Raw genomic sequence first — 22,041 nt, 5'->3', positions numbered from 1 at the left:
CGGGCGTGACGGCGAACGAACCGACCGCGAGCGGTGTCACTGCCGGGGTCCACTCCGACGCGGACGGCGTCCAGTGGTCCCACACGGTCGCCGAGTCGCGCCTGCTCCGCGCGCTGGCCGGGGCGTCGCTCGGCGTGATCGCCGCGACGACGCTCGGCGCGGCGGTCGCAGCGGTGGCGTTCACGGCGGGCGCGTTCCTGTCGGGCCGGTACGGCATCGCGGTCGCGCTCCTCTTCGCGCTGGCACTCGCCGCTGCCAGGGTCGCGCCCCACGCCGCGGCCTTCCGGAGCGCTCGCTCCGACCGCCTCGCGCTCGCCCACGAGGCGTTCCGCGACTCGCGATACCGGGGCCTCGCGGCCGCGACGGCGTTCGGCGCCGGCGTCATCTGGCTCGGCCTGCGACTCGGCGGCGTCGGCTTCTTCCTCGTCGTGTTCGGCACCATCGCGCTCCCGATGGTCGCCGTCTCGGTGCTCTCCTCGGAGGGCGACTTCGATCCGGCCGTCGGGACCCTGACCTACTGCGGGACCGACGTCGACCTCGCAGGGCTCGACGGCGTCCGGCGGTTCGGAGTCGGCGGCCTCGCGTTCTACCGGCTCTCCTTCGTCGCCGGCGCGGCGACCCACCGAACGCCCCGTTTGCTCGTCGTCCCCGCAGCGGTGGACGACTCACTCGGGTCGGCGCTCGACGCCGGCGTCGCCGCCGACCCGCCGGCGTCCGACCCGACCGACCCAGCGATCCGCGCGACGCTGGCGGCGTTCGGCGTCGGACTCCTCGTGTTCGCGGGCGTCCTGCTGACGGTCGACCCGTCCGGGCCCAACCCCCGCGGCGGCGCGGTCCTCGTCTACGCCGCACTCGTCGTCGGCCTGTTCGGGGCCGTCTTCCTGTCGCTGGCCTGGCGCTCGGGGTGAGCGGAGAGGGCGTGGAGGCGAGGTTCGACCCCCGGCGCGGCGGTCGCTCAGACCACCCGGTTCGTCAGCTCCTCCCCGCTGTCCAGCCGCCGGACGTTCTCGGCCACGATGTCGGCGAGCCGCGAGTAGTATTTGGGCGTGTGGCCCGAGCAGTGCGGCGTGACGAGGCAGTTCTCGAGGTTCCAGAGCGGGTGGTCCTCGGGCAGGGGCTCGGGGTCGGTCACGTCGAGCGCTGCGCCCCGGAGGTGGTTGCCCCGGAGCGCCCACAGCAGCGCGTCGGTGTCGACCACGGGGCCGCGGGCGACGTTGATCAGCACGGCCTCGGGCGAGAGGGTCTTGAGTTCGGCCTCGCCGATCAGTCCCCGGGTGGTGTCGGTCAGCGGGCAGGCGAGCACGAGGTAGTCGGTCCGGGCCAGCGCGTCCTCGAACTCGGGGCCCTCGAAGCCGACCACCTCGTCGGTCGGCCCGCCCTTCTCGGGGGTGTAGCGCACCCCGATGGTCTCGACCTCGAACCCCCGGAGGCGCTGGACGACCGACTGCCCGATGGCGCCCAGACCCACCACCGTGACGGTGCTGCCCTGGAGCTCGTGGGCCCGGAAGTGGCGCCACTCCCTGTTCTGCTGGCGGCGCCACCCCTCGTGGAGCCGCCGGGCGAAGACTAGGATGTTCCCCAGGACGTGCTCGCCGATGTTCGGCCCGTGGACGCCCGAGGCGTTCGTGACGGCCACGCCGCGCTCTTCGAGCGCGTCCAGCGGCAGGTGGCCGGTGCCGGCGTAGGCGCACGCGAACAGCGCCAGGTCGTCGGCGCGGGCCAGCAATTCCTCGTCCAGCTCCATCCCGGCGGCGACCCGGGCGTCGGCTATCAGCTCGCGCTCCTCGGTCGGCGTCCGGGCGTGGACCACCTCGCGGTCGGGGAGCCGCTCGCGGAGCTCGGCGACGTACTCCGAGACCGGGACGCCGTGCGTGCTCTTGCGCAGGACCACTACGTCGGGGCTGTCGGTCATGTCGGTTCCCAGTTGGCGGGCCGGGATTAAATGGCCACCTGAAGCGGCGAACCGAATCTGTGGACTCTGTTCCTTGTCCCATCGCTGATCTCCGGACTCGACGTAGAACGAGCAGAGTTTGCAGATGTCGGAGACGAGCTCCGACGAGCCTTCGATCAGTTCGTTCCCGAAGACTCCGCACGACGATGGCGCGACACGAGGTCATCCCGGCGCGCGTCGAGAAGGCGGACGAAAGGGCGGAAACGATGCGAGACCCGGAGCACCTACGGCGCTCGCCCGCGAACCCCCGGCCATGTTCGAGGTTCGGACCGACGAGCGCACCCAGGTCGTCGACGTGACCGACCGCGTGGCCGCCGAGGTGCCCGTCGGCGCGACCGGGCTCTGCACCGTCTTCGTCCGGCACACCACCGCCGGCGTGGTGGTCCAGGAGCCCGAGTCGGGGCTGCTCGCCGACATCGAGTCGTTCGCGGAGGAGCTCGTCCCGAGCGACGGCGACTACCGCCACGACCGCATCGACGACAACGCCGACGCCCACCTCCGGGCGACCCTGCTGGGCGAGTCGGTCAGCGTCCCGGTCGAGGACGGCGACCTCGCGCTCGGGACGTGGCAGTCGGTGCTGTTCGTCGAGTGCGACGGGCCGCGGACCCGGACCGTCGACGTGGTCGTGACCGAGTAGGCGGCGCGGACGAGGAACGCCGCGACCCGCGGCCGCGACCCCCGGACCGGACCCCGGCCGCGAATGTAACGACCGGCCGTGTGCCCGCTGCGGGCCCGCTACCCCTCCGACAGATTAATCGCTTCGGCGCTCGGTCCGGACGTCCCGCTCGTCGGGCTCTACCTCTTGCAGCCCGACCCCGAGCGGGTTCGGTTCCCCGCGGTCGAGTTCCCAGCTGGCGACCTGTGGGCGCGCTACGAGCGCATCGACACCGGCCGCCCGTTGTTCGAGTCGTTCGGCGATCCGTGGTTCGAGTGAATCGGCGAAATCCCGAAGGATTCCGAATTGAAGAATGGTCGCTGTTCGGGAGTGATATTCGACAGAATGATGCTCCGTCTGGGATTTGAACCCAGGTCATCGGCTCGAAAGGCCGAAATGATTGGCCGGGCTACACCAACGGAGCGTTCAGTTCGGGCCACTCCCGAACGCATTCTGACGGATGACCTGCATGCTTATAAACTCCACTAAATCGCTCTCTCGCTGGATTGCGATTTGCTACCGCCCGAATCGGGACCTGTCCGCTTTCCCTCGAAGAGCAACTCCACCGGAGCTTCAAACTCGATGTGTCCGTGGTCTGCTCGTCCGTGACAGCGGTTACAAAGTAGAACGAGATTTCGTTCGTCGTGGGCGTCCCCGATAGCGAGATGGTCGGCACGTCGGAATACCCTGACTGGAATGACGTGGTGAACCTCGAGCTGATACTTCGATCCGTCGTGACCACAGTGTTGGCACACTTCGTCACGTTCACGGACAGTCTCACGTGCGAGGGTCCAGCCCGGCCCATAACTGTTGCTGTAACCGCCACGCCAGTTTGGATTGTTCTCGCCGGCGGTCGATTCGCTCATCTTCCGTCGCGTCTCCTCCGAACGGGTGAGCCCTTCGAGCGACTCAGAAATCTTTTCGCGGACGTCCTCGGGGAGTTCACGCCCTCGCTGTGCCTCCGCAATTCGCCGACGGGTCTCGTCCGAAAGCGACCGACCGTCGAGCGATTCCGAGATCTTGCGCTTCTCCTCTTCCGTTCGCTCCCGGCCGTGCATCGGGTGGGTCTCGCCGCGCATCTCTCGCGTCGAAATGTCGAATCGGTTCATGTACTTTCGAATCAACCTCGGCGAGACGCCGCACTCCTCGGCGATCTCGCGCTGGGTGAGCCCCTCGTCCCGGTACTTGGTTTCGAGCCACCAGCCGTTGCGGTATCGCTTCACGGATAGTCACTTTCGACTACATCGGTTATAAATCTCGGGATGGGACGGTGGAAACTACTCGGCGTCCCGCTCACCGACTGCGAAAAAGGGAGGTCTGCACTTCGACGCGGCGAGGTTACTTCCCTTGGAACTCCGGCTCACTTCCGTCAGAGGCGAGCGCTGACGGCGTTCGCCGGACTCCCAGCGGCGCTCGCTCCGCTCACTTCCCTTGGAAGTCCGGCTCACCGTCGCCCATGAACGCCGTGACGCCCTCCATCAGGTCGTCGGTGTTCATGAGGTGGCCGAACGCCTGGGCCTCGACCTCGAGGCCGGCGTCGGTGTCGTCGCGGCCCGCGAGCATCGCGCGCTTGGTGAACTTCTGGGCGATGGGCGGGCCGGCCGCGAGGTCGGCCGCCAGCTCGAACGCCCGCTGCTCGAACTCGTCGGGCGAGACGACCTCGTTGACGAAGCCGTAGTCCGCCATCGTCTCGGCCTCGAACCGGTCGGCGGTGAAGATGATCTCCTTGGCGCGGCCCTCGCCGACGACGTGCTTCAGGCGCTGGGTGCCGCCCCAGCCGGGGAGCAGCCCCAGGTTGTGCTCGGGCTGGCCGAACTCCGAGCGGTCGGAGGCGATCCGCATGTCCGCGCAGGTCGCCAGCTCCATCCCGCCGCCGAGGCAGTAGCCGTCGATGGCCGCGACGACCGGCATCGGGCAGGCCTCGAGCTTGCCGAAGGTGTCCTGGCCCTTCTTCGAGAGCTCGACCGAGGCGAGGGGGTCGCCCCCGCCGGCGGCCATGCTCTGGACGTCCGCGCCCGCCGAGAACGCCTTGTCGCCCTCGCCGACGAGGAGCAGCGCGCGCACCTCGTCGTCCTCCGAGAGCGCGTCGATGGCGTCGGCGAGCTCGTCGAGCAGCTCCTCGCTGACCGTGTTCATCCGGTGGGGCCGGTCGAGCACGACCTTGCCGACCATCTCGCCGGGCTTCTCGACCCTGATGGCGTCGTAGTCGTCGGCGCCCGACTCACGCTCCTCGTCGCCGCCGTAGAAGCCGCCCTCCTCGGCGGCCTCGCGGAGGTAGTCGCTGACTTCGTAGCGCTCGGCGCCGGTCTCCTCGCGGAGGTCGTCGAGAGTGTCGACCAGCGACGCGAGGCCGGCCTCGTCGGCCAGCTTCGCCGGGCCGTCGGGGAAGCCCGCGCCCAGCATCACGGCCTCGTCGATGGCGTCGGGGTCCGAGACGTTGTTCTCGATCAGCTTCGCGACCTCGTTTGCCATCACGGCCTGGAGCCGGCGGACCGCGTCCTCGCTGCCGGCGTCGGTCGGGATGTCGGCGCCGCCGTTCTCGTAGTCGTAGAAGCCCTCGCCGGACTTCTTGCCGAGCTTGTCGGCCTCGACCTTCTCCGCGAGGAGCGGGCACGGCTCGTAGGCGTCGCCCAGCACCTCGTGCATGTACTCGAGGACGTGGTAGCCCACGTCGATGCCGACCTGGTCGGCGAGCTCGAAGCTCCCCATCGGCAGGCCCATGTCGAACTTGGTCGCGCTGTCGACCTCCTCGATAGTGTAGTCGCCCGACTCGACCATCCACGCGGCCTCGTTCATCAGGGGAACGAGCACGCGGTTCACGATGAAGCCGGGGCTGTCCTTCCGGACCCGGACCGGGGTCTTGCCCATCGACTCGGCGAGGTCCTCGGTCAGGTCGAGCACCTCGTCGTCGGTGTGGGCGCCCGAGATGACCTCGACCAGCTGCATCCGGACCGGCGGGTTGAAGAAGTGCATCCCGCAGAACCGTTCGGGGCGCTCGGTGACCTCCGACAGCTCGGTGATCGAGAGGCTGGAGGTGTTGGTGGCGAACACGGCGCGGTCGGGGGCGTACTCCTCGAGCTCGCCGTACACGTCCTTCTTGATGTCCATCTTCTCGGGGACGGCCTCGATGACGAAGTCGGCGTCCGAGACCGCCTCCTCGAAGTCGACCAGCGGCGTCACGCGGTCGAGGGCCGCGTCGGCCTCCTCGTCGGTTACCTGGTCCTTCTCGGCCAGCTTCCCGAGGCTCCACTCGATCTGGTCGTAGCCGTCCCGGACGAACTCCTCTTTGATGTCGCGCAGGTTCACGTCGTACCCGGCGAGGGCCGCGACTTCCGCGATGCCGTGGCCCATGTTGCCCGCTCCGAGAACCGCGACGGTGTTGATATTGTCGACCTCCATGTGCGTGGACTCGGCTGCCGGGCGTTTGAACGTTTCCCTATCCCAGGTTAGAAACTCTGGACGAGTTTACTCACGGTTACGAAAGGATATAGGGATGGCTGGTCAACTCCGAGACATGGACTTCGGACTCTCCGACGAACAGAAGCAGATCCGCGAGGAAGTGCGGCGGTTCGCCGAGAACGAGATCGAACCGGTCGCCCGGGAGTACGACGTCGCGGAGGAGTACCCCCACGAGGTCATGGACAAGGCCGCCGAGATGGGGATGCTGGGCTCGATCATCCCGATGGAGTACGGCGGCGCGGGCTACAACAACCTCGAGTCGGCCATCATCACCGAGGAGCTGTTCTCGGTCGACCCCGGCATCGGCCTCTGTGTCACCTCGGCGTCGTTCGGCGCCCACGCCATCATGGAGTTCGGCACCGACGACCAGAAGGAGCGGTTCCTCTCGCCGGTCGCGGCCGGCGACGCCATCATGGGCGCGGCCATCTCCGAGCCCGACACCGGGTCCGACGTCTCGTCGGTCTCGACCCGCGCGGAGAAGGACGGCGACGAGTGGGTGATCAACGGGAACAAGATGTGGATCACCAACGGCTCGGTCGGCGACTACTTCGTCGTGCTCTGCCAGACCGACCCCGACGCCGACGGCCGGTACAACGGGTTCAGCCAGATCGTCGTCGAGTCGGACCGCGACGGCTTCGAGGCCGACAAGATCACGGGCAAGCTCGGCATCCGGGCCTCCGACACCGCCGAGCTCATCCTCGACGACGTCCGGGTGCCCGAGGAGAACCTCGTCGGCACCCGCGGGATGGGCTTCCTCCAGCAGATGCAGTTCTTCGACGAGACCCGGACCGCGGTCGCCGCCCAGGGCGTCGGCATCGCCAAGGGCGCCTGCGAGGCCGCGCTCTCCTACGCCGAGGAGCGAGAGCAGTTCGGCCGGCCCATCGGCGACTTCCAGGCCATCCAGCACAAGCTCGCGGACATGCACACCCGGACGGAGGCCGCGCGCAACCTGACGTACAAGGCCGCCTGGAGCGTCGACCAGGGCGAGGACATCACCAAGCTCGCCAGCATGGCCAAGGAGTTCGCCTCCCGGGTGGCGGTCGACGTCGCCGACGAGGCGGTCCAGATCCACGGCGGCGCGGGCTACGTCAACGACTTCCCGGTCGAGCGGTTCTACCGCGACGCCAAGATCACCCAGATCTACGAGGGCACGACCGAGATCCAGAAGAACATCATCGCCCGCGAGCTGATGGGTAAAGGGTTCTAGGGCCGCAACCGATCGCGGTCGCCTCTCGATTCTGCGCTCGCGGTTCCGTCACCCCGTCGCACTGCCGTCGCGTTTCTCTTTCACAAATTCGGCCAAAATGATACACCTTCCCGACGTACAATAAATTTAAGGGGGCCCGGTTTTACGACCGCGATATGGCAGACGAAACCAACCGTCGCTCGTTTCTGAAGGGGACAGGTGCCGCGCTCGCCGGTCTGGCGCTGCCGACCGCGACCGTCTCGGCCAGATCGGCAGAGAAGCGGTACGTCGTCGACCTCGAGGACGCCTCCGCGGACGCGCTCGACGGGCTGACCGTCGTCCACGACCTGCGCCAGATCGACATCGCCGTGGTCGAGGGCGACCCCGACTCGGTCAGCGGGCTCCGCCACTCGAAGGACGTCGAGATGCAGTTCCAGGTCGACAGGGAGTACGGCGACGAGGACCACGAGGACGACGACGACCGGGACGACGACGAGGGCGAGTCCGACCACTTCGACGGGCGGGACTACTGGGACGACGAGTCGGAGCTCCCGTCGCGGTTCGCGCTCCAGTGGGACAAGCAGTGTCAGGAGCTGCTGGAGGTCGCCGAGGAGACCAGGGGCGAGGGGACCCGCGTGTCGGTCATCGACTCGGGCGCGATCGCCGACCACCCCGACCTCGAGGGCCCGCTCAACGCCGACCTCTCGCGGAACTTCACCGGCGACGGCGGCGACTTCACGCCGTACAGCAACGACCACGGCACCCACGTCGCGGGCGTCATCGCGGCCGACGGGTCGAGCGACGCGGGCGTGCTCGGCACCGCGCCGGCGACCGACCTCGTGGCGCTGCGAGTGTTCACCGGCCCGTTCGCGTTCTTCGGCGACATCATCGCGGCGATGGTGTACAGCGCCGAAATAGGCTCGGACGTCGCCAACATGAGCCTCGGGGTCTACCCGCTCCCGAAGGACGCCGACACCGCGACGCTCCGCGACGCCATCGAGCGCGCGGCGAGCGACGCCAACGAGAAGGGGACGCTGATGGTCGCGGCGGCGGGCAACGACGGCGTCAACCTCGACGCCGACGGCGACGTCATCAGCCTGCCGAACGAGGCCGACAACGTGCTGAGCGTGAGCGCGACCGGCCCCATCGGCTACCGCTGGGACGACGAGAACGAAGAGGAGGAGGAACGAGCCCCCGAGGAGGGCTCCGGGAGCGAGGAGACGGCCGGCAGCGAGGCGGGCGGCGAGTGGGGCCGCCGGGACGACGACGGCGAACTGGAGGACTACGACGACCCGCTCGACGACCTGCGGGAGCCGACGACGGCGCCAGCGACGTACACCAACTACGGTCGGGAGGCGGTCGACATCAGCGCGCCCGGCGGCAACTACGTCGCCGACCCGCCGTCCGACGCGAACTGGCAGTACGACATGGTGCTGAGCACCGTCTTCGAGTGGGGCGACAACGACGACACCATGGTGCCGGCCTACGGGTGGAAGGCCGGCACCTCGATGGCCGCCCCGCAGGTCTCGGCGGCCGCCGCGCTGGTCAAGAGCCTGAACCCCCGCGCGACGCCGGGGGACGTCCGCCGGCACCTCCTCGACACCGCCGCGGAACTCGACCAGCCGACCTACAGCGGCGGGGGCCACCTCGACCTCCAGGAGGCGGTCGAGGAGGATGTCGAGCGCCGCGACGAGGACCGGGACGACGCCGACGAGGCGGAGGACGGAGAGCGGGACGAAAACGGAGAGGACGGGGACGAGACGGGGCGCGAGGAACGAGGCGACGACGAGACGGGGAGCCGAGCGGACGCGGAGACGACGGAGCGCGGGGGCTGACCGGCCCCGTCACGCGATCTGCCACGTCCACCGGGAGTCGAGGTAGTACCGGTAGAGCCCGCTGATGAAGATGGCGACGGCGTTGGCGACCAGGTAGACGAAGCCGGCCCAGTTGACGAACGCCCAGAGCAGCGCCAGCTGAAGCGGGATTGCGGAGCCCCGGACGACGTTGGTCCGGAGCAGCCCGACCAGGAAGTCGTACCGGGAGGTGTACCGCGAGTGCTGGAACGTCCAGGCGTTGTTCGCGACGTACTGGAGGACGATCGTGAGTTCGATGGCGAGCGTGGCCGCGATCAGGTAGTTGAGGCCGGCGAGCTCCACAAGCAGCCAGAGGACCACCGTCTGGACGGCGGCGGCGCCGGCCCCGACGATACCGAACCGGTAGAGCCGGACGAACGTCGGGTGCTTCGCCACGCTGCGGTGTCCGGAGTCGCCCACGACACGTACAGCAGGGCTTCGAGCGTGTAGTGCGTTCTGGTTTCGGAATTTACCTGTAGGAGTGTATATGGGTCGGTGCAGCTGGTGGCGGTCGGACCTCAGACCTCGTACTCAGACTCCGCGAACTGGACGTACTCCCCGTTGCGGTACTTGCGCTTGGCCATCTTGTACTTGGTGACGAGCTTCGCGCCCCGGAGCCCCGAGGAGAGCCGGTACTTCAGCAGGCGGCCCTCGCCCTGGTCGGCGAGGATGTCGCTGGCCATCGCGAACGTCCGGTCCCAGTCGTCGGGACCGTAGTCGGCCACGATGTCGGCGAAGGTGACGTTCCGGACGATCTCCTCGCCGACGGCGTCCTTCCAGCGGTCGTTGTACGGGTCGAGCCGGCCCTTGCCGGCGAGCTCGCCGGCGATCTGGCCGGTCCGGGCCGCGACGTGGTAGCCGCCCTCGTGGAACGCCGAGGTGGTGCCCATCGCGCCGCCCGCGACCGCGACGTTGGCCGCGGTCGGCGACTCGATGGGGCGGGTCGAGGAGATGGGGTAGGTCTCGGTGCCCTCGCTCTTGCCGCGGTCGGTGACCAGCGGGAAGTCCGCGAGGTCGTACTCGTCGCCGTACTGGCGCTCCAGCAGGCGCTCGATGTACTCGGCGGGGCGGGGCAGCGCCTCGTCGTCGGGCCGGAGCAGGTCGTAGGCCTCCGGGTTCTCTACGTCCTCCAGGTTCATCCCGATGGGCATCGTGAGGCCGACCCGGGCGACCGTCCCGTCGTTCGGGAAGATCCAGGGGTAGGCGGTCTCGCCGGGCATCACGCCCCACCAGAACTTGAGCGCGTCCGGGTCGAACAGCTCCTCGGGGAACTCCCGGTACTCCTGGTAGGCGATGTGGTTGGCGGTGTTGGGGGCCATGACCTCCGAGATGGGCCGGTCGTCGGGCGCGAACCGGTCGAGCACGCGCATCGTGACCTGACGCTGGGGGCCGTCGGCCAGGACCAGATACTCGGCCTCGACGTCCTCGCCGTCCGACAGGTGGAGCGTGTGGGTCGGCGTCCCGGTCAGGTCGGTCTCGACGTCCGTCACGCCGACGCCGACGCGGTACTCGGCGCCCGCCCGCTCGGCCCGGTCGCGGAGCCAGTCGTCCATCCGGGCGCGGTGGAAGGTGAACCCGAACCCCTCGTCGTACGACGACTCGATGCCGGTGGCCTCCATGACCGCGGTCTCGGTCGGGCCGTAGAACTCGGTCCGGTCGAGCGTCCGGAGGACGACGGGGTCGGGGATCTCCTCGAACGACACGTCCATGATGTCGACCCAGTAGTCGAGCATCCCGGCGGCGTCGGTCGAGTCCGGCCCCAGCTCCTCGCGGTCGGCCCGGGGGACGCCCTTCTCGACGAGGAGCGCGTCGGCCCCCTGCTCGGCGGCCGCCCGCGCCGCGGAACTGCCCGCGGGCCCGCCGCCGACGATCGCAACGTCGACTCGCTTCATACCCCTACGGTTCCGCGCCGGGTATTAAAGAATTGACCTTCCGATTCCGCGACACTGCGGGTTCGATTTTCGGTCGTCTCCGGCGGTTCCGGGTGCGACGCGGGACCCGGACGGCCCCGCTCGCGCCTGCCGGGCCCGCCCCGCACCGCGTGCCCCGAGGTGTCACGCATCCACGAGTTTTGAAGTACGAAGTGCGCGTACCGGTCTTCATGAAGCACGGACAACAACTTCTGTCGGTCCTCGCGGTGCTGTCCCTCCTGGCCGGGCAGGTCGGTCCCGCGGTGGCGTTCATCTCGACCGGGCAGGCGCCCACCGCCGCGGGGCCGGCGACAGTCCCCGCTAACCAGTCGTCCCAGGACGGACAGACCCGCGGCGTCGACTCCCGCGCCGAGGTCGAGGCGTTCGTCGACGCCGCGATGGCCGAGGACATGGACGAGCACCGCGTCTCGGGCGCGACCGTCTCGGTGGTCAAGGACGGCGAGCTGCTGTTCGCCGAGGGGTACGGCTACGCCGACCGCCGGAACGCGACGCCGGTCGTCGCGAACCGCACGCTGTTCCGCATCGGGTCGGTGTCGAAGCTGTTCGTCTGGACCGCCGCGATGCAGCAGGTCGAGCGCGGCCGGCTCGACCCGAACGCGAGCGTGAACCGGTACCTGGGCGAGGTCCAGATCCCCCGGAAGTACGGCGAACCCGTCACGCTCGGACACCTCGCGACCCACACCGCGGGCTTCGAGGAGCAGTACGAGGGCGTCTTCGTCGAGTCGCCCGAGGACGTGCGGCCGCTCGGCGAGACCCTGCGGAACGTGCCCGCGAGGGTCCGGCCGCCGGGCGTGGTCACCTCCTACTCCAACTACGGCGCGGCGCTCGCGGGCCACGTCGTCGCGCGCCGGGCCGGCACCTCGTTCGACAGCTACGTCGAGCGCAACCTCTTCGAGCCGCTGGACATGACCCGCAGCACCTTCCGCCAGCCGGTGCCCGACGACCTCCCCGGTCGGCTCTCGGCGGGCTACCGGTACCAGCGGGGCCGGTTCGTCCGCGGCGAGTTCGAGACGGTCGGACTGCCGCCCGCCGGGTCGATGAGCGCCACGGCGACCGACGTGGCGAACTTCATGGTCGCGCACCTCCAGGACGGCCGGTACCGCGACTCGCGGATCCTGTCGGCGTCGTCCACTCGGCGGATGCACCGCCAGCACTTCACCAACCACCCCGCGGTCGACGGGATGGCCTTCGGCTTCTACGAGCAGAACCGGAACGGCGTCCGCATCATCGGCCACGGCGGCGACACGGAGCTGTTCCACTCGGGGCTGTGGCTGTTCCCCGAGCGCGACCTCGGCGTGTTCGTCTCCTACAACAGCGTCGGCGGCGCGGCGGCCCGCGAGGAGTTCATCGGCTCGTTCGTCGACCGGTTCTTCCCGACCGACGCCGAGCCGGCCACGCCCCCCGTCGCCGCAGACGGCGGCAGCGAGATCGTCGACCCGCCGCTCTCGGCGTTCACCGGCGCGTACCGCTCCACCCGGATGTCGTACACCGACTTCACCAAGATCGCGGCGGTCGGCGGCGACTTCCGGGTCCGGACGGCCGGGAACGGCACGCTGGTGACCTCACTCCCGGGCCAGGAGACCACACGCTGGGTCCGGACCGGACCGACGGTCTTCGAGGCGGTCGGCGGCGAGGGCCGGATGGCGTTCCGGGTCGAGGACGGTCGGGCGACGTACGTCTTCTTCGACGGCGCCGCGCCCCAGAGCTTCGAGCGCATCGCGCCGTGGGAGACGACCACGGTCCAGGCCGGCCTGCTCGCCGGCGCGCTGCTCGTCGTCCTCTCCGGGCTGGTCGGGTGGCCCGCCGCGGCGCTCTGGCGACGGGTGCGCCGCTGGCGGCGGAGGCGACGCGGCGCGAGCGAGGGTGCCGGAGTCCGCGCGAACGGCCGGTCGGGAGCGGTCCCCAGCGACCGCCCGCGGGCCGCCCGGTGGCTCGCCGGCTTCGCGGGGCTGCTCGCGGTCGGCTTCCTGGTGGGGTTCGTCGCGCTCCTCGCGACCGACCCGACCAGCGTCCTCCTCCGGTCGGCGAATCTCGGGGCGCTGCTCACCGTTCCGCTCGTGTTCGCGGTCGCCGCGCTCGGCGTCGTCGCGTTCGCGGTCCTCGCGTGGACCGACCGGTACTGGGGGCTGTTCGGCCGGCTCCACTACACCCTGATGGCGGTCGCGCTGGTGGCGCTGCTCTGGCAGCTCTCGTACTGGAACGTGCTGAGCTACTGGCTCTGAACCACCGGACGCTCTGCGGTCGGGGAGACCAACCGGCGGTCGACCGGACTGCCGCTATCGCGCCGGAGTATTTCGAACCGAAATACTGATGCCCGCGCTTTCGCTCCGTTGTGGTATGCGAGCAATCGTCGACGGAACCGTTCACACGGTGACGGAGCGCGGAACGATCGAGGGCGGTACGGTGCTCGTCGAGGACGGCGAGATCGCGGCCGTCGGGCCGAGCGACGAGGTCGAGGTGCCGGACGACGCCGAGGTGTTCGACGCCGACGGGGACCACGTCACGCCCGGCCTGATCGACGCCCACAGCCACGCCGGGATGGCCGAGTGGGGCGAGCCCGAGGACGGCGACGTCAACGAGGTCTCGGACCCGGTGACCCCGCACGTCAACGCGCTCGACGGGTTCCACCCCCGCGACGAGGAGCTCAAGCACGCGTTCCAGGGCGGGGTCACGACCGTCTCGGCGCGGATGGGCAGCGCGAACGTGATCGGGGGCGTCATCTGCTCGATGAAGACCTACGGCGACGTCGCCGACCGGATGCTCGTCCGGGAGGACGGCATGAAGGCGGCGTTCGGCGAGAACCCCAAGCGGTTCCACGGCGAGGGGAAGGACCGCCAGCCCGCGACCCGGCCGGGCGTGGCGGCCACGCTCCGGCAGGCGCTGATGGACGCCGAGGACTACGTCGAGCGCCGGGCGAAGGCCCGCGAGGACGGCGAGCCCTTCGAGCGCGACCTCGGGATGGAGAACCTCGCCCGCGTGGTGGAGGGCGACCTGCCCCTGCGGGTCCACGCCCACCGGGCCGACGACATCGCCACGGTGTTCCGCATCGCCGACGAGTTCGGCATCGAGAAGCTGTCCATCGAGCACGCGACGGAGGGCCACGTCCTCGCCGAGGAGTTCGTCGAGCGCGACGTGCCCGCCGTGGTCGGGCCGACCATCTCGTCGGCCAGCAAGTACGAGCTCCGCAACATCACCTTCGAGACGCCGGGCATCCTCCACGAGGCCGGCGTGAAGGTCGCCGTCCAGACCGACGCCCCGGTCCTCCCGCAGGAGCACCTCGACGTCTGCGTCGGCCTCGCGGTCCGGGAGGGCCTCCCGGCGGACGTCGCCCTCGAGACTGTCACGCGCAACCCGGCCGAGATCCTGGGCATCGAGGACCGGGTCGGGACCGTCGAGGAGGGCACGGACGCCGACATCGCGGTCTGGGACGGCCCGATGTTCGAACTCGACTCGGACGTCCGGCAGGTGTTCGTGGAGGGCGAGCGCGTCTACGACAGCGAGCGCGACGACGTCGACCCGCGTGAAGCGTACGCGTGGTAGTTTCCTTCCGTCGGTAGATCAGCGTCGTCTCGTGCCACTCATCGTTCCCGAGGTGGAGCTTTCGGTCGGTCTCGTATCGTCCTGATCGCGCCGGAGCAACCTCCTGGCCCGAGCCGTCTCACCGGTCCGCATCCGTTTCACCGCGGAATACTAGAGCCCGCGCCGGCTAATCATCCCCGGGACGTGCTGGCTGTCTAACTCCCGTCGCACCGGTCTGTTCGGACTCCGGGAGCCACTCCAATCCCTTCTCGTAGTGGAACGTGCGGTGGTCCCGAGTCGGGTCGACGACCGTCAGCGAGAGCCAGTCGTTGTCCAGCAGTTCGGTCAACTCCTCGTGGTCGGCCAAGACGTCGGTGACGCGCTCGACCGGCGCGTGGACGACCGTCGAGAGGCGGAGCGGCTGGTGGTACGGTTCGTCGTCGTCGGCCATCAGCGACTGGAGGGGGAGACCGGTCATCAGGTCGCCGCCGTTGCCCTGGTAGACGCCGACGTTGCCGACGGGGTTCTGGGTGACCTTCGACCCGCTACCGTAGACGGCGTTGTCGACCGTCGAGAAGTAGTACTGGGCATTGATCCACTGGGTGACGACCATCGGACCCGTGAAAATCGCTTCGAGCGCGTCGCCGTCGGGGTCCGTCGACCAGTCGTACGAGTGGAGGAACGCGCGGCCGTCGAGGTCGATACCACGGGTCAGTTCGCGGGGGCCGACGACGAAGCAAGCGTTGCCAGCCAGTCCCCACTCGGGACGCGTTTCGGCCCAGTCGGCGGCACGGCGTTCCGTCTCGCTGACACCCGTCGAGCCGTCGGCGCCCATCGACTCGGCGCGCTCGGCGGTCGCGTTCTCGCGGGCCGTGGCGAGGTCGGCACGCAACTGCTCGAGGTCCGCTGCGTGGCTCTCCGGGGCGTGGCCGTCGTACAGTTCGACCTCGTCGGTCGTGGTGTTGTGCTGGCCGGCGAGGAAGACGGTGTCCTCGGGAATGTCGAATCCGCGGTCGCGGAGTTCGGCCTTGACGGCACTGTCGTTACAAATATTCGCGAGGACGCGGGCGTTCGGGCCTCCGGGGTTGCCGGCACAGGCACCACAGTCGAGACTCGAGTCGTAGGGGTTGTTGGCCGTCTCGCTCGCGTGGCCGATGAAGACGACGAGGCGACCGAACTGCTCCCAGCCCATCAGCTCGAAGGCGGTCGCGGCGTACTCGACTTTCTCCTCGCGGGTCAGTCCCACCGGGAGATCACCGACATAGGAGTGCTGGTGGGTGATGACCTGATCGCAGAACTCGTGGCTGTCGGGCACCACGTCGTCGGCGGTTTCGAGCAGGTCGTAGACACGGCCGGGAACCAGCGTCCGGGCCGCGAGCGCCAGCCCGTATCCGCTGCCGGCGCTCTCGACGAAGCCGAAGGCGCTGGCGGGGTTCGTTTTCAGCGACTCGACCACCTCGCTCGCGGCCTCGCGGATGTTCGACCAGCGGTCGTGAGTCGCCTGCGTGTCCCTGTCGGTGGGGATCTCGGAGATGCGGTGCTGTGAGTCGAGGATGGGGGGACGGGCGTCGACCGACACCTCGGAGTCGTATCCCTGGTATTCCATCGGGATGCCGAAGAACCCGGCGTAGCCGTGCGTCTCGTAGTCGCCGGTCGCCTCGATGTGACGGCGGATGATCTCCGACCGCGTGTCGATGCAGAAGACCAGTTGCGCGTCCGGGCGACCGGCGGAGTCGCCGTCGGCGAGGGCCTCGCTCTCGGCGGCGACCCTCTCGACGACCTCGGTGCGGTAACTCCGCTCCCACGCACTCAGGAACGCTTCGGCGATGTCGTCGGCCGACTCGGCCTCGGCACTGCCGGGGCCGGTCGACGGCTCGACGTCGACACCGAATGCGTCCGACAGCGCGAGCCGAACCGCGAGATACCCTTCGAGCGTGATGGGGTAGGTGGACTGCCACGCGCTATCGTCGGCGACGCGTTGTTTGATGAAGCCGGTCCACCCGGGGAGGGCGGCGAACTGCTCCTCGAAGACGGGCACCCACTGGCTCTCGGGGTACGGCTCCAGCACGGACTCGATGGCGTCGATCGGCGACTTCGGCAGGTCGGCGACGATCCCGTTGTCGGGAATCTGGCCGTCGTACGCGACCACCGACCGGAAGGCGCTGTAGAATCCGTCCTCGCGGTTCGGCATCGACCACTGCGCCTGGCCTTCGTCGAGGAACGCCGAGAGCCACTTCGTCAGCACGTGGTCGACCCGCTCGACGTCGGTGTTCTGAGGCTCCGACTCGACGCCGGTGTCCACCCGCTCTAGCAGACTCTCGGGGTCGCCCTCGTAGCCACGCTCGGCCAGTTCCGAGGCGAGTATTTCGGGATCGATCTGCCCGTTGTCGAGCGCCGCCCGGAACAGTTCCGGGCTCGGATAGCCGCGACCGCCCAGGAGGTCCGCAGCCTGAGTGACCGCCTCGCTGAACGGCACGTCCTCGAAGCCCGAGAGCGGGTTGGCCGTCACGAACGAGTGAATCGGCCAGACCGACCCGACGGTGGTCGCTGCTTTCTCGATGCGGTCTTCGACGGTGCGTTCAGTACTCATTGTAGTCCTCCGTGTCGGTCAGCACAGTGCTCGAAGCGGGTTGACTCGCGTTCAACAGCGCGACGTAGAGGCGCTGGCTGCGTTCGTGGACCCCGATCTCTATCCCGACGTAGACGGCGAGGAAGACGACGGCGACGAGCACGTGGAGCGCGCGCAGTTCGGTCGGGGCTGTGACGACCGGAAGTCCGGACAGGACACTCGAAATCGCCTCGTAGACGAGTGCGTAACCGGTGATAGCTGGGATGAAGATAAGCGGGACGGCGCCGTAGCGGGCTGTCGCCGGAAGCGAGGTGTGCGCGACGGCGCTGCGGGCCGCGTGCAGCGTCGTGACCACGACGAACAACACGAGCAGGAGCCCGCTGTCGACACTTGTGCCCTTCCCGGTGAGAACTGCGAACAGCACACCCCCGGCGAGTCCGGTCACCAGGACCACTGCGGCGCCCGCGGTACTCGTCCTGCGGGGGTCGCTCTCAGTCGGACTGGTGTGCTCGACCCGTCCGCCCGCGCTGAGGAAGTGATACGCCTTGTAGAAGCCGTGCAGGATGAGGTGGGTGACGGCGGCCCCGAAGAAGCCGAGGCCAGCCTGCATGATCATGAAGCCCATCTGTCCGACCGTCGAACAGCCCAGTTCGGTCTTGACGTCCGGCTGGACGGCTTTGAGCAGCTTTCCGAGCAGGGCGCTCGTCGCACCGACGACGACGATACCGAGCATGAGGGTTGCGTCGACGGTCACGACCGGAGCGAAACGGAGTAGCAGGATGCCGCCCGCGTTGACGAACCCGGCGTGCATCAGCGCCGAGGCGGGCGTCGGGGCGGTCATCGAGGAGAGCAGCCAGTTGTGGAACGGGACGAGCGCGGACTGGATCATCGCCGCGAGGACGAGCGCAACCGCGCCGACTAACCACACCGCCCCTTCGAGACCATCGGCGGCAGCGGCGATACCGGAGACCGTCGTCGCGCCGGTCGCCCACCACAGCGCCGTCAGTGCGACACCGAGGAGTGCGCTACTGGCGAGGAAGTACTTGCGGGCGACGTCTGCGGCGGCCTGCGCCTGGTTCCAACCGTCGACCGTGCCGATGAGTTCCGCCATCGCGAGGCCCATCGCCAGCCACAGCAGTGCGAACAGCGCGACGTGGTCGGCGGTCACGAGTCCCATCACGGCAGCCGTGAAACCGAACACGGCGAGGAAGAAGTCGGTCTCGTGGCCGCTACCGACCATGTAACGGCGCGAGTAACTGTGAACGATACCGCTGAAGAAGGTGACGACCACCCACATCAGAACGGTCAGGCCGTCGATGGTGATCACGCCGGGAACCCTCCACTCGCCACCGATTCGGACTCGGGCGACGAAGACGGCGACACTCGCCGCGAACAGCAACCACACGAGCCGCGTCAGTGCAACGGGAACGGACGGCGATTCCACCGTCGCGTCCGGGAGCGCTCCGACCGTCGGTTTCGAGGTGCGTTCTGTCATCGTTCAGCCCATCGTACGATCCATTCCGGCGACCGAGACGAATCCGGAGCCTTTCTGGTCGTCTTCACCGCTATGGAGAACAGGCTGTCTATTAAATCCACCTATACGAACGGATCGTTCGCAAATAAGTAATTATAGAACGTTATGGTTTCGCCCGGGCTGCGGTTAGACTCCCGGTAGCGGGGCTCAGGATAGTAGAGTTGCGACCTGTACGGACGCGTCTTCCGGGAGGCGAGTCCGGATCGTGGCCGGTTCTGTCGCGCCGTCGAGGGCGACCAGATACCGCTTGCCGGGAAACGACCTGTACGCCCCGTCCTGATCTTGCACGTAGCCGGCGACCGTGACCGACGACGGGAGCACCTGCCTGAGAAACCCGACCTGACGGCGGACGTTGTACTCGACGAGTCGAAACTGTATCGTCCGGGGTGGCATCGAATCGGTCAGGCGTTCCTCCTCGAACGCATCTCCGACGATCGAGCAGAGCGGTTCCATCCGCGCTTCGATGCCCGCAGGTTGCTCTGAATCGTGGGCAGTCCACCGGTCGTGCGCATCTCCGATGACCTGACACCTCGTATGCCCAACAACGAGTACTGCCGTGATGTCGTGTTGCGCTTCGAGGTATTCGATGTTGCCGTTCAGTCGGCCCTCGGACCGGTTCCACGTCTGGTTCCCGAGGGTCTGAACCCCGACGACGTTCCAGGTAGCGTCGACCGGCCAAAGCGGCTCCAAGCGACAATCGCTCATCGAGCACGAGACGACGAGGGCCGCCCGAGTGGCCGAGCTCTCGCTCCGGTCCCTCCGAGACTCGGTCCAGTCCTGGACTGACTCGATGACGGATTCGAGATCACTTCCGCTCATCGTGAGCTCTGCAACCTCCGTTCGGACGCATCAGTGTCGGGCATCGATCTCTAGACGAATATGGCTTCGAATCGAGATGACGTTACCGGAGCGTTCGATGCATCCGTTCAGCAGACCATATCGTTATCGGTTCCGGGGTACTGTTGGGGAAGCACCCTCCGGGGCCGTCCTCGCCGGCCGATATTCCCACTACGGCCTCGTTCACGGACTGTCGTCCGTGCGATTCCTGGAATCGAACTTGCCGAACGGTGTCGTCTCGTGGGTTCGCACGAGAACCTCGTCAGCAACGGTGAGGCCCATATCGAGGAGTTCCTGTGCGACGGGCGTGATGTCGTTGTCCGTCTCGCCGACAGCGGTCACGAGGAGGTTCTGTTCACCGGTGACCAGCTCCTGGACCGACACGACACCATCTATCTCCAGAATATCGGGGATGAGGTCACCACGTTCGGGAATCGAAGCGGTACAGTAGAGCAACATTCGGAGCGGATAGCCCGATTTCTGGTAATCGACGTTAGCGCTGTATCCTTTGATCACGCCGCTGGATTCGAGACGTTGGATACGCTTGCGGACGGTACTGTCCGAGGTGCCGGTTCGTTCTGCGATGTCTCCCGACGACATGTTTCGAGCGTCTTCCTGGAGTGCATGCAGGATCGCCTTGTCCACGTCGTCGATCTCCTCGTTAGCCATACTACTGCGTCCGAGACATAGCCACTTTACCTTTTGATGATGCTCGGTTACTCCGTCGTGTTTTCTGCACTCGCCTGCACGACAGCGCAGGCTTACGTGTGAGTTCCACTCGATGTCTGGCCGCGGCGAGAGACCGTCCGGGTAAATGACCGATGCAGTGGGAATGCCGGCCGCTCCTTCTGCCTTCTCGGCGCTCGCTGGCGTCTGCGCGAGCGGTGGAACCGCGAGCCTGCACTCGCTCGGCCCGGGAGCGGTGCCCCACGGCCGACCCCTCTTGGGTCCGGCGAGTCTCCGCCGCCTCGCTCGCGGAGACACCGCCCGGGGCACCGATAGAGGTCGCCGAGACGCCTGAACTGCACGCGACCGGGCGGCCCCTTCCAGTGTTGCCACCCCCGTATCCGGATCGAGTGCAGCCGCGATAGACTGTTCCGACCCCGTCCAGCCGACCACCCGGTCTCGGGAACCCCAGACCGCGTCCAGTAAACGAACCAATTTCATACTTCCGACGCTTACGTTCCGCTGACACGCATGAGTCCAAGCAGGCGGACCGCGGTCGCCAGAGCTATCGAGCGCGGTCTCCGTTGGGGAATCGTCGCGGTGTTCGGCGAGGGAGTCCGCCGCCGGAACCCGGGCGCCGTCGTGAACGCCGTGTTCTCGCTCGCGGCCACCTACGTCCCGAACGCGGTCGAGCGCGTCTGGGACGTGGAGTTCCGGCCGTGGCAGCGGGTCTACGCCGCCGTCGCGATGCTGGCCCACGCCGTCGGGATGCTCGGCCCCTACGACGACACCTGGTGGTGGGACCACGTCACCCACACCCTCTCGGCGACCCTGTTCGCCGGGGTCGTCCACGCCGCGGCCCGGCGGCGGGGCCGCGACCCCCGCCCGCGGGTCGTCGCCGTCATCGTCGTCGGGGGCGTCGTCTGGGAGCTGCTGGAGTACGTCATCCACGCGGTCAGCGAGCGGCTCGGCATCGACCCGCTGCTGGTCTCGTACAGCAGGACCGACACGCTGCTGGACCTCTGCTTCAACCTGCTCGGGGCGGCGCTGGTGCTGGCGTTCGGCGACCGTCTGCTCCGGAACTTCAGCCGGCACGCGGAGCGAGTGTGATCGGACGAACAGAAATCGGTTTCAGGGAACGCCTTTCTCCCCGGCGACGGAATCCGCTTCCGACGATGGACCGACACCCCAACGCCGCGACCGACGTCCTCGACGCGACCGGCGCCGCGGCCGGCGGGACCCCGGCGCCCCGTCGGATGACGACCGACCGGCTGGTACTGCGGCGCGTCCACCCCGACTCCGTCGAGTTCGAGCGCTTCCACGCCCTGTTCGCGGACGCGGTCGACGCCGAGGAGGTCTTCGAACTCTGCAACTGGGAGCCCCACGGCGACGAGGCCGAGACGCGGGCGTACCTCGACCGGCGGGGCGACCAGTGGGAGCGGGCGGAGTGCTACGAGTACGTCCTCGAAGCGCGGGACGCCGGCGAGTACGTCGGCACGGCGTGCGCAGTCCCCGGCGACGACGGCGACGCGGAATTCGGCTTCTGGCTCCGCAAGTCCTACTGGGGACGGGGTCTCTGCGGTGAGGGGACCGACGCGCTCGTCCACGCCGCGTTCGAACGCCTCGACGCGCCGTACGTCCTCGCCGGCTGTCTGCCGGAGAACGACCGCTCGCGGCGGGCCATCGAGAAGTTCGTCGGTCGGTACGGCGGCGCCTACGTCGGGGCGGTGCCGACGGTGCCGAGTCGCTACGAGAACGCGGCGTCGGCGCCCGTGGTCCCCCACCACGAGTGGACCATCACCCGCGAGCAGTACGACGCCGGAGAGCGGGGCGTCTCGACGCTGATTCCGGGCGTCGAGTACGGAGAAGTGGAGTTCTGAG

Annotated in this window: 18 protein-coding genes, 1 tRNA gene and 1 pseudogene; 9 read left to right on the top strand and 11 right to left on the bottom strand. The window is 68.4% G+C overall.

Annotation, left to right across the window (positions count from 1 at the left end):
• The first annotated feature begins 5 nt into the window (after positions 1-5).
• Complete coding sequence (locus ACQUQF_RS00980) at positions 6-908, top strand: hypothetical protein (protein WP_435174775.1); 903 nt, start codon at positions 6-8, stop codon at positions 906-908.
• A 47-nt stretch (positions 909-955) separates the two neighbouring features.
• Here the strand turns inward: ACQUQF_RS00980 and ACQUQF_RS00975 are convergent, their stop codons facing one another.
• A complete protein-coding gene (locus ACQUQF_RS00975) occupies positions 956-1,912 on the bottom strand; it encodes a D-2-hydroxyacid dehydrogenase (RefSeq protein ID WP_435174772.1) in 957 nt (318 codons plus the stop codon).
• Between the two features lie 292 nt (positions 1,913-2,204).
• On the opposite strand from ACQUQF_RS00975, the gene ACQUQF_RS00970 reads away from it, so the two are divergent.
• Together ACQUQF_RS00970 and ACQUQF_RS00965 are read left to right on the top strand one after the other, a co-directional pair.
• A complete protein-coding gene (locus ACQUQF_RS00970; RefSeq protein WP_435174769.1) occupies positions 2,205-2,588 on the top strand; it encodes a secondary thiamine-phosphate synthase enzyme YjbQ in 384 nt (127 codons plus the stop codon).
• Positions 2,589-2,666: 78 nt separating this feature from the next.
• Positions 2,667-2,885 carry a hypothetical protein gene (locus ACQUQF_RS00965; RefSeq protein ID WP_435174766.1) on the top strand — a complete coding sequence of 73 codons (219 nt, stop codon included), beginning with the start codon at positions 2,667-2,669 and terminating at the stop codon, positions 2,883-2,885.
• 70 nt (positions 2,886-2,955) lie between these two features.
• On the opposite strand, the gene ACQUQF_RS00960 is transcribed toward ACQUQF_RS00965, so the two are convergent.
• The 3 genes from ACQUQF_RS00960 to ACQUQF_RS00950 form a co-directional block, all read right to left on the bottom strand.
• Positions 2,956-3,030, bottom strand: a tRNA-Glu gene (locus ACQUQF_RS00960).
• Positions 3,031-3,091: 61 nt separating this feature from the next.
• The gene (locus ACQUQF_RS00955) at positions 3,092-3,829 is read right to left on the bottom strand and encodes an NUMOD3 domain-containing DNA-binding protein (RefSeq protein ID WP_435174763.1); all 738 of its coding nucleotides are present in this window, start codon (positions 3,827-3,829) and stop codon (positions 3,092-3,094) included.
• A gap of 199 nt (positions 3,830-4,028) precedes the next feature.
• Complete coding sequence (locus tag ACQUQF_RS00950; RefSeq protein WP_435174760.1) at positions 4,029-6,005, bottom strand: 3-hydroxyacyl-CoA dehydrogenase NAD-binding domain-containing protein; 1,977 nt, start codon at positions 6,003-6,005, stop codon at positions 4,029-4,031.
• 115 nt (positions 6,006-6,120) lie between these two features.
• On the opposite strand from ACQUQF_RS00950, the gene ACQUQF_RS00945 reads away from it, so the two are divergent.
• Both ACQUQF_RS00945 and ACQUQF_RS00940 read left to right on the top strand, forming a co-directional pair.
• Positions 6,121-7,272, top strand: a complete 1,152-nt coding sequence (locus ACQUQF_RS00945; RefSeq protein WP_435174757.1) for an acyl-CoA dehydrogenase family protein — start codon at positions 6,121-6,123, stop codon at positions 7,270-7,272.
• Between the two features lie 155 nt (positions 7,273-7,427).
• Positions 7,428-9,086 (top strand): S8 family serine peptidase, encoded by a 1,659-nt coding sequence (locus ACQUQF_RS00940; protein WP_435174755.1) that lies wholly within the window; start codon positions 7,428-7,430, stop codon positions 9,084-9,086.
• A 9-nt stretch (positions 9,087-9,095) separates the two neighbouring features.
• On the opposite strand, the gene ACQUQF_RS00935 is transcribed toward ACQUQF_RS00940, so the two are convergent.
• Positions 9,096-9,500 (bottom strand): GtrA family protein, encoded by a 405-nt coding sequence (locus tag ACQUQF_RS00935; protein WP_435174752.1) that lies wholly within the window; start codon positions 9,498-9,500, stop codon positions 9,096-9,098.
• A gap of 122 nt (positions 9,501-9,622) precedes the next feature.
• A complete protein-coding gene (locus ACQUQF_RS00930; protein ID WP_435174749.1) occupies positions 9,623-10,996 on the bottom strand; it encodes an NAD(P)/FAD-dependent oxidoreductase in 1,374 nt (457 codons plus the stop codon).
• Between the two features lie 209 nt (positions 10,997-11,205).
• Here ACQUQF_RS00930 and ACQUQF_RS00925 point away from each other — a divergent pair, with 209 nt between their 5' ends.
• Together ACQUQF_RS00925 and ACQUQF_RS00920 are read left to right on the top strand one after the other, a co-directional pair.
• Complete coding sequence (locus ACQUQF_RS00925; RefSeq protein WP_435174747.1) at positions 11,206-13,257, top strand: serine hydrolase; 2,052 nt, start codon at positions 11,206-11,208, stop codon at positions 13,255-13,257.
• Between the two features lie 115 nt (positions 13,258-13,372).
• Positions 13,373-14,575: an amidohydrolase gene (locus ACQUQF_RS00920; RefSeq protein ID WP_435174745.1), complete on the top strand. Its 1,203-nt coding sequence runs from the start codon at positions 13,373-13,375 to the stop codon at positions 14,573-14,575.
• Here the strand turns inward: ACQUQF_RS00920 and ACQUQF_RS00915 are convergent.
• The 5 genes and pseudogenes from ACQUQF_RS00915 to ACQUQF_RS00895 form a co-directional block, all read right to left on the bottom strand.
• Positions 14,556-14,779, bottom strand: a pseudogene (locus ACQUQF_RS00915) (transposase); the annotation flags it as partial. The gene ACQUQF_RS00920 and the pseudogene ACQUQF_RS00915 overlap by 20 nt on opposite strands.
• Entirely contained in the window at positions 14,742-17,144 is a 2,403-nt protein-coding gene (locus ACQUQF_RS00910; RefSeq protein WP_435174742.1) for a DUF2309 domain-containing protein, read from the bottom strand. The gene ACQUQF_RS00910 and the pseudogene ACQUQF_RS00915, both read right to left, overlap by 38 nt.
• Positions 17,134-18,618 (bottom strand): proton-conducting transporter transmembrane domain-containing protein, encoded by a 1,485-nt coding sequence (locus ACQUQF_RS00905; RefSeq protein WP_435174740.1) that lies wholly within the window; start codon positions 18,616-18,618, stop codon positions 17,134-17,136. The genes ACQUQF_RS00910 and ACQUQF_RS00905 overlap by 11 nt, the downstream gene beginning before the upstream one ends.
• A 186-nt stretch (positions 18,619-18,804) precedes the next feature.
• Complete coding sequence (locus ACQUQF_RS00900) at positions 18,805-19,476, bottom strand: carbonic anhydrase (protein WP_435174737.1); 672 nt, start codon at positions 19,474-19,476, stop codon at positions 18,805-18,807.
• A 201-nt stretch (positions 19,477-19,677) separates the two neighbouring features.
• Entirely contained in the window at positions 19,678-20,163 is a 486-nt protein-coding gene (locus ACQUQF_RS00895) for an Lrp/AsnC family transcriptional regulator (RefSeq protein WP_435174734.1), read from the bottom strand.
• 528 nt (positions 20,164-20,691) lie between these two features.
• On the opposite strand from ACQUQF_RS00895, the gene ACQUQF_RS00890 reads away from it, so the two are divergent.
• Positions 20,692-21,270 carry a hypothetical protein gene (locus tag ACQUQF_RS00890; RefSeq protein WP_435174732.1) on the top strand — a complete coding sequence of 193 codons (579 nt, stop codon included), beginning with the start codon at positions 20,692-20,694 and terminating at the stop codon, positions 21,268-21,270.
• Between the two features lie 65 nt (positions 21,271-21,335).
• Positions 21,336-22,040 (top strand): GNAT family N-acetyltransferase, encoded by a 705-nt coding sequence (locus tag ACQUQF_RS00885; RefSeq protein ID WP_435174729.1) that lies wholly within the window; start codon positions 21,336-21,338, stop codon positions 22,038-22,040.
• Position 22,041 lies beyond the last annotated feature (1 nt).

The sequence above is a fragment of the Halorussus sp. AFM4 genome (assembly GCF_051194995.1).
GTDB lineage: Archaea > Halobacteriota > Halobacteria > Halobacteriales > Haladaptataceae > Halorussus.
Note: the sequence above shows the minus strand (reverse complement) of the source record. Positions and strands in the feature narration are given on the sequence as shown.

What these genes read in the sequence shown, in the direction of transcription:
- ACQUQF_RS00925 (WP_435174747.1), top strand. Translation starts at nt 11,206, where the DNA reads ATGAAGCACGGACAACAACTTCTGTCGGTCCTCGCGGTGCTGTCCCTC.
- ACQUQF_RS00905 (WP_435174740.1), bottom strand. Translation starts at nt 18,618, where the DNA reads ATGACAGAACGCACCTCGAAACCGACGGTCGGAGCGCTCCCGGACGCG.
- ACQUQF_RS00940 (WP_435174755.1), top strand. Translation starts at nt 7,428, where the DNA reads ATGGCAGACGAAACCAACCGTCGCTCGTTTCTGAAGGGGACAGGTGCC.
- ACQUQF_RS00950 (WP_435174760.1), bottom strand. Translation starts at nt 6,005, where the DNA reads ATGGAGGTCGACAATATCAACACCGTCGCGGTTCTCGGAGCGGGCAAC.
- ACQUQF_RS00970 (WP_435174769.1), top strand. Translation starts at nt 2,205, where the DNA reads ATGTTCGAGGTTCGGACCGACGAGCGCACCCAGGTCGTCGACGTGACC.
- ACQUQF_RS00930 (WP_435174749.1), bottom strand. Translation starts at nt 10,996, where the DNA reads ATGAAGCGAGTCGACGTTGCGATCGTCGGCGGCGGGCCCGCGGGCAGT.
- ACQUQF_RS00920 (WP_435174745.1), top strand. Translation starts at nt 13,373, where the DNA reads ATGCGAGCAATCGTCGACGGAACCGTTCACACGGTGACGGAGCGCGGA.
- ACQUQF_RS00895 (WP_435174734.1), bottom strand. Translation starts at nt 20,163, where the DNA reads ATGGCTAACGAGGAGATCGACGACGTGGACAAGGCGATCCTGCATGCA.
- ACQUQF_RS00900 (WP_435174737.1), bottom strand. Translation starts at nt 19,476, where the DNA reads ATGAGCGGAAGTGATCTCGAATCCGTCATCGAGTCAGTCCAGGACTGG.
- ACQUQF_RS00975 (WP_435174772.1), bottom strand. Translation starts at nt 1,912, where the DNA reads ATGACCGACAGCCCCGACGTAGTGGTCCTGCGCAAGAGCACGCACGGC.
- ACQUQF_RS00890 (WP_435174732.1), top strand. Translation starts at nt 20,692, where the DNA reads ATGAGTCCAAGCAGGCGGACCGCGGTCGCCAGAGCTATCGAGCGCGGT.
- ACQUQF_RS00885 (WP_435174729.1), top strand. Translation starts at nt 21,336, where the DNA reads ATGGACCGACACCCCAACGCCGCGACCGACGTCCTCGACGCGACCGGC.
- ACQUQF_RS00945 (WP_435174757.1), top strand. Translation starts at nt 6,121, where the DNA reads ATGGACTTCGGACTCTCCGACGAACAGAAGCAGATCCGCGAGGAAGTG.
- ACQUQF_RS00910 (WP_435174742.1), bottom strand. Translation starts at nt 17,144, where the DNA reads ATGAGTACTGAACGCACCGTCGAAGACCGCATCGAGAAAGCAGCGACC.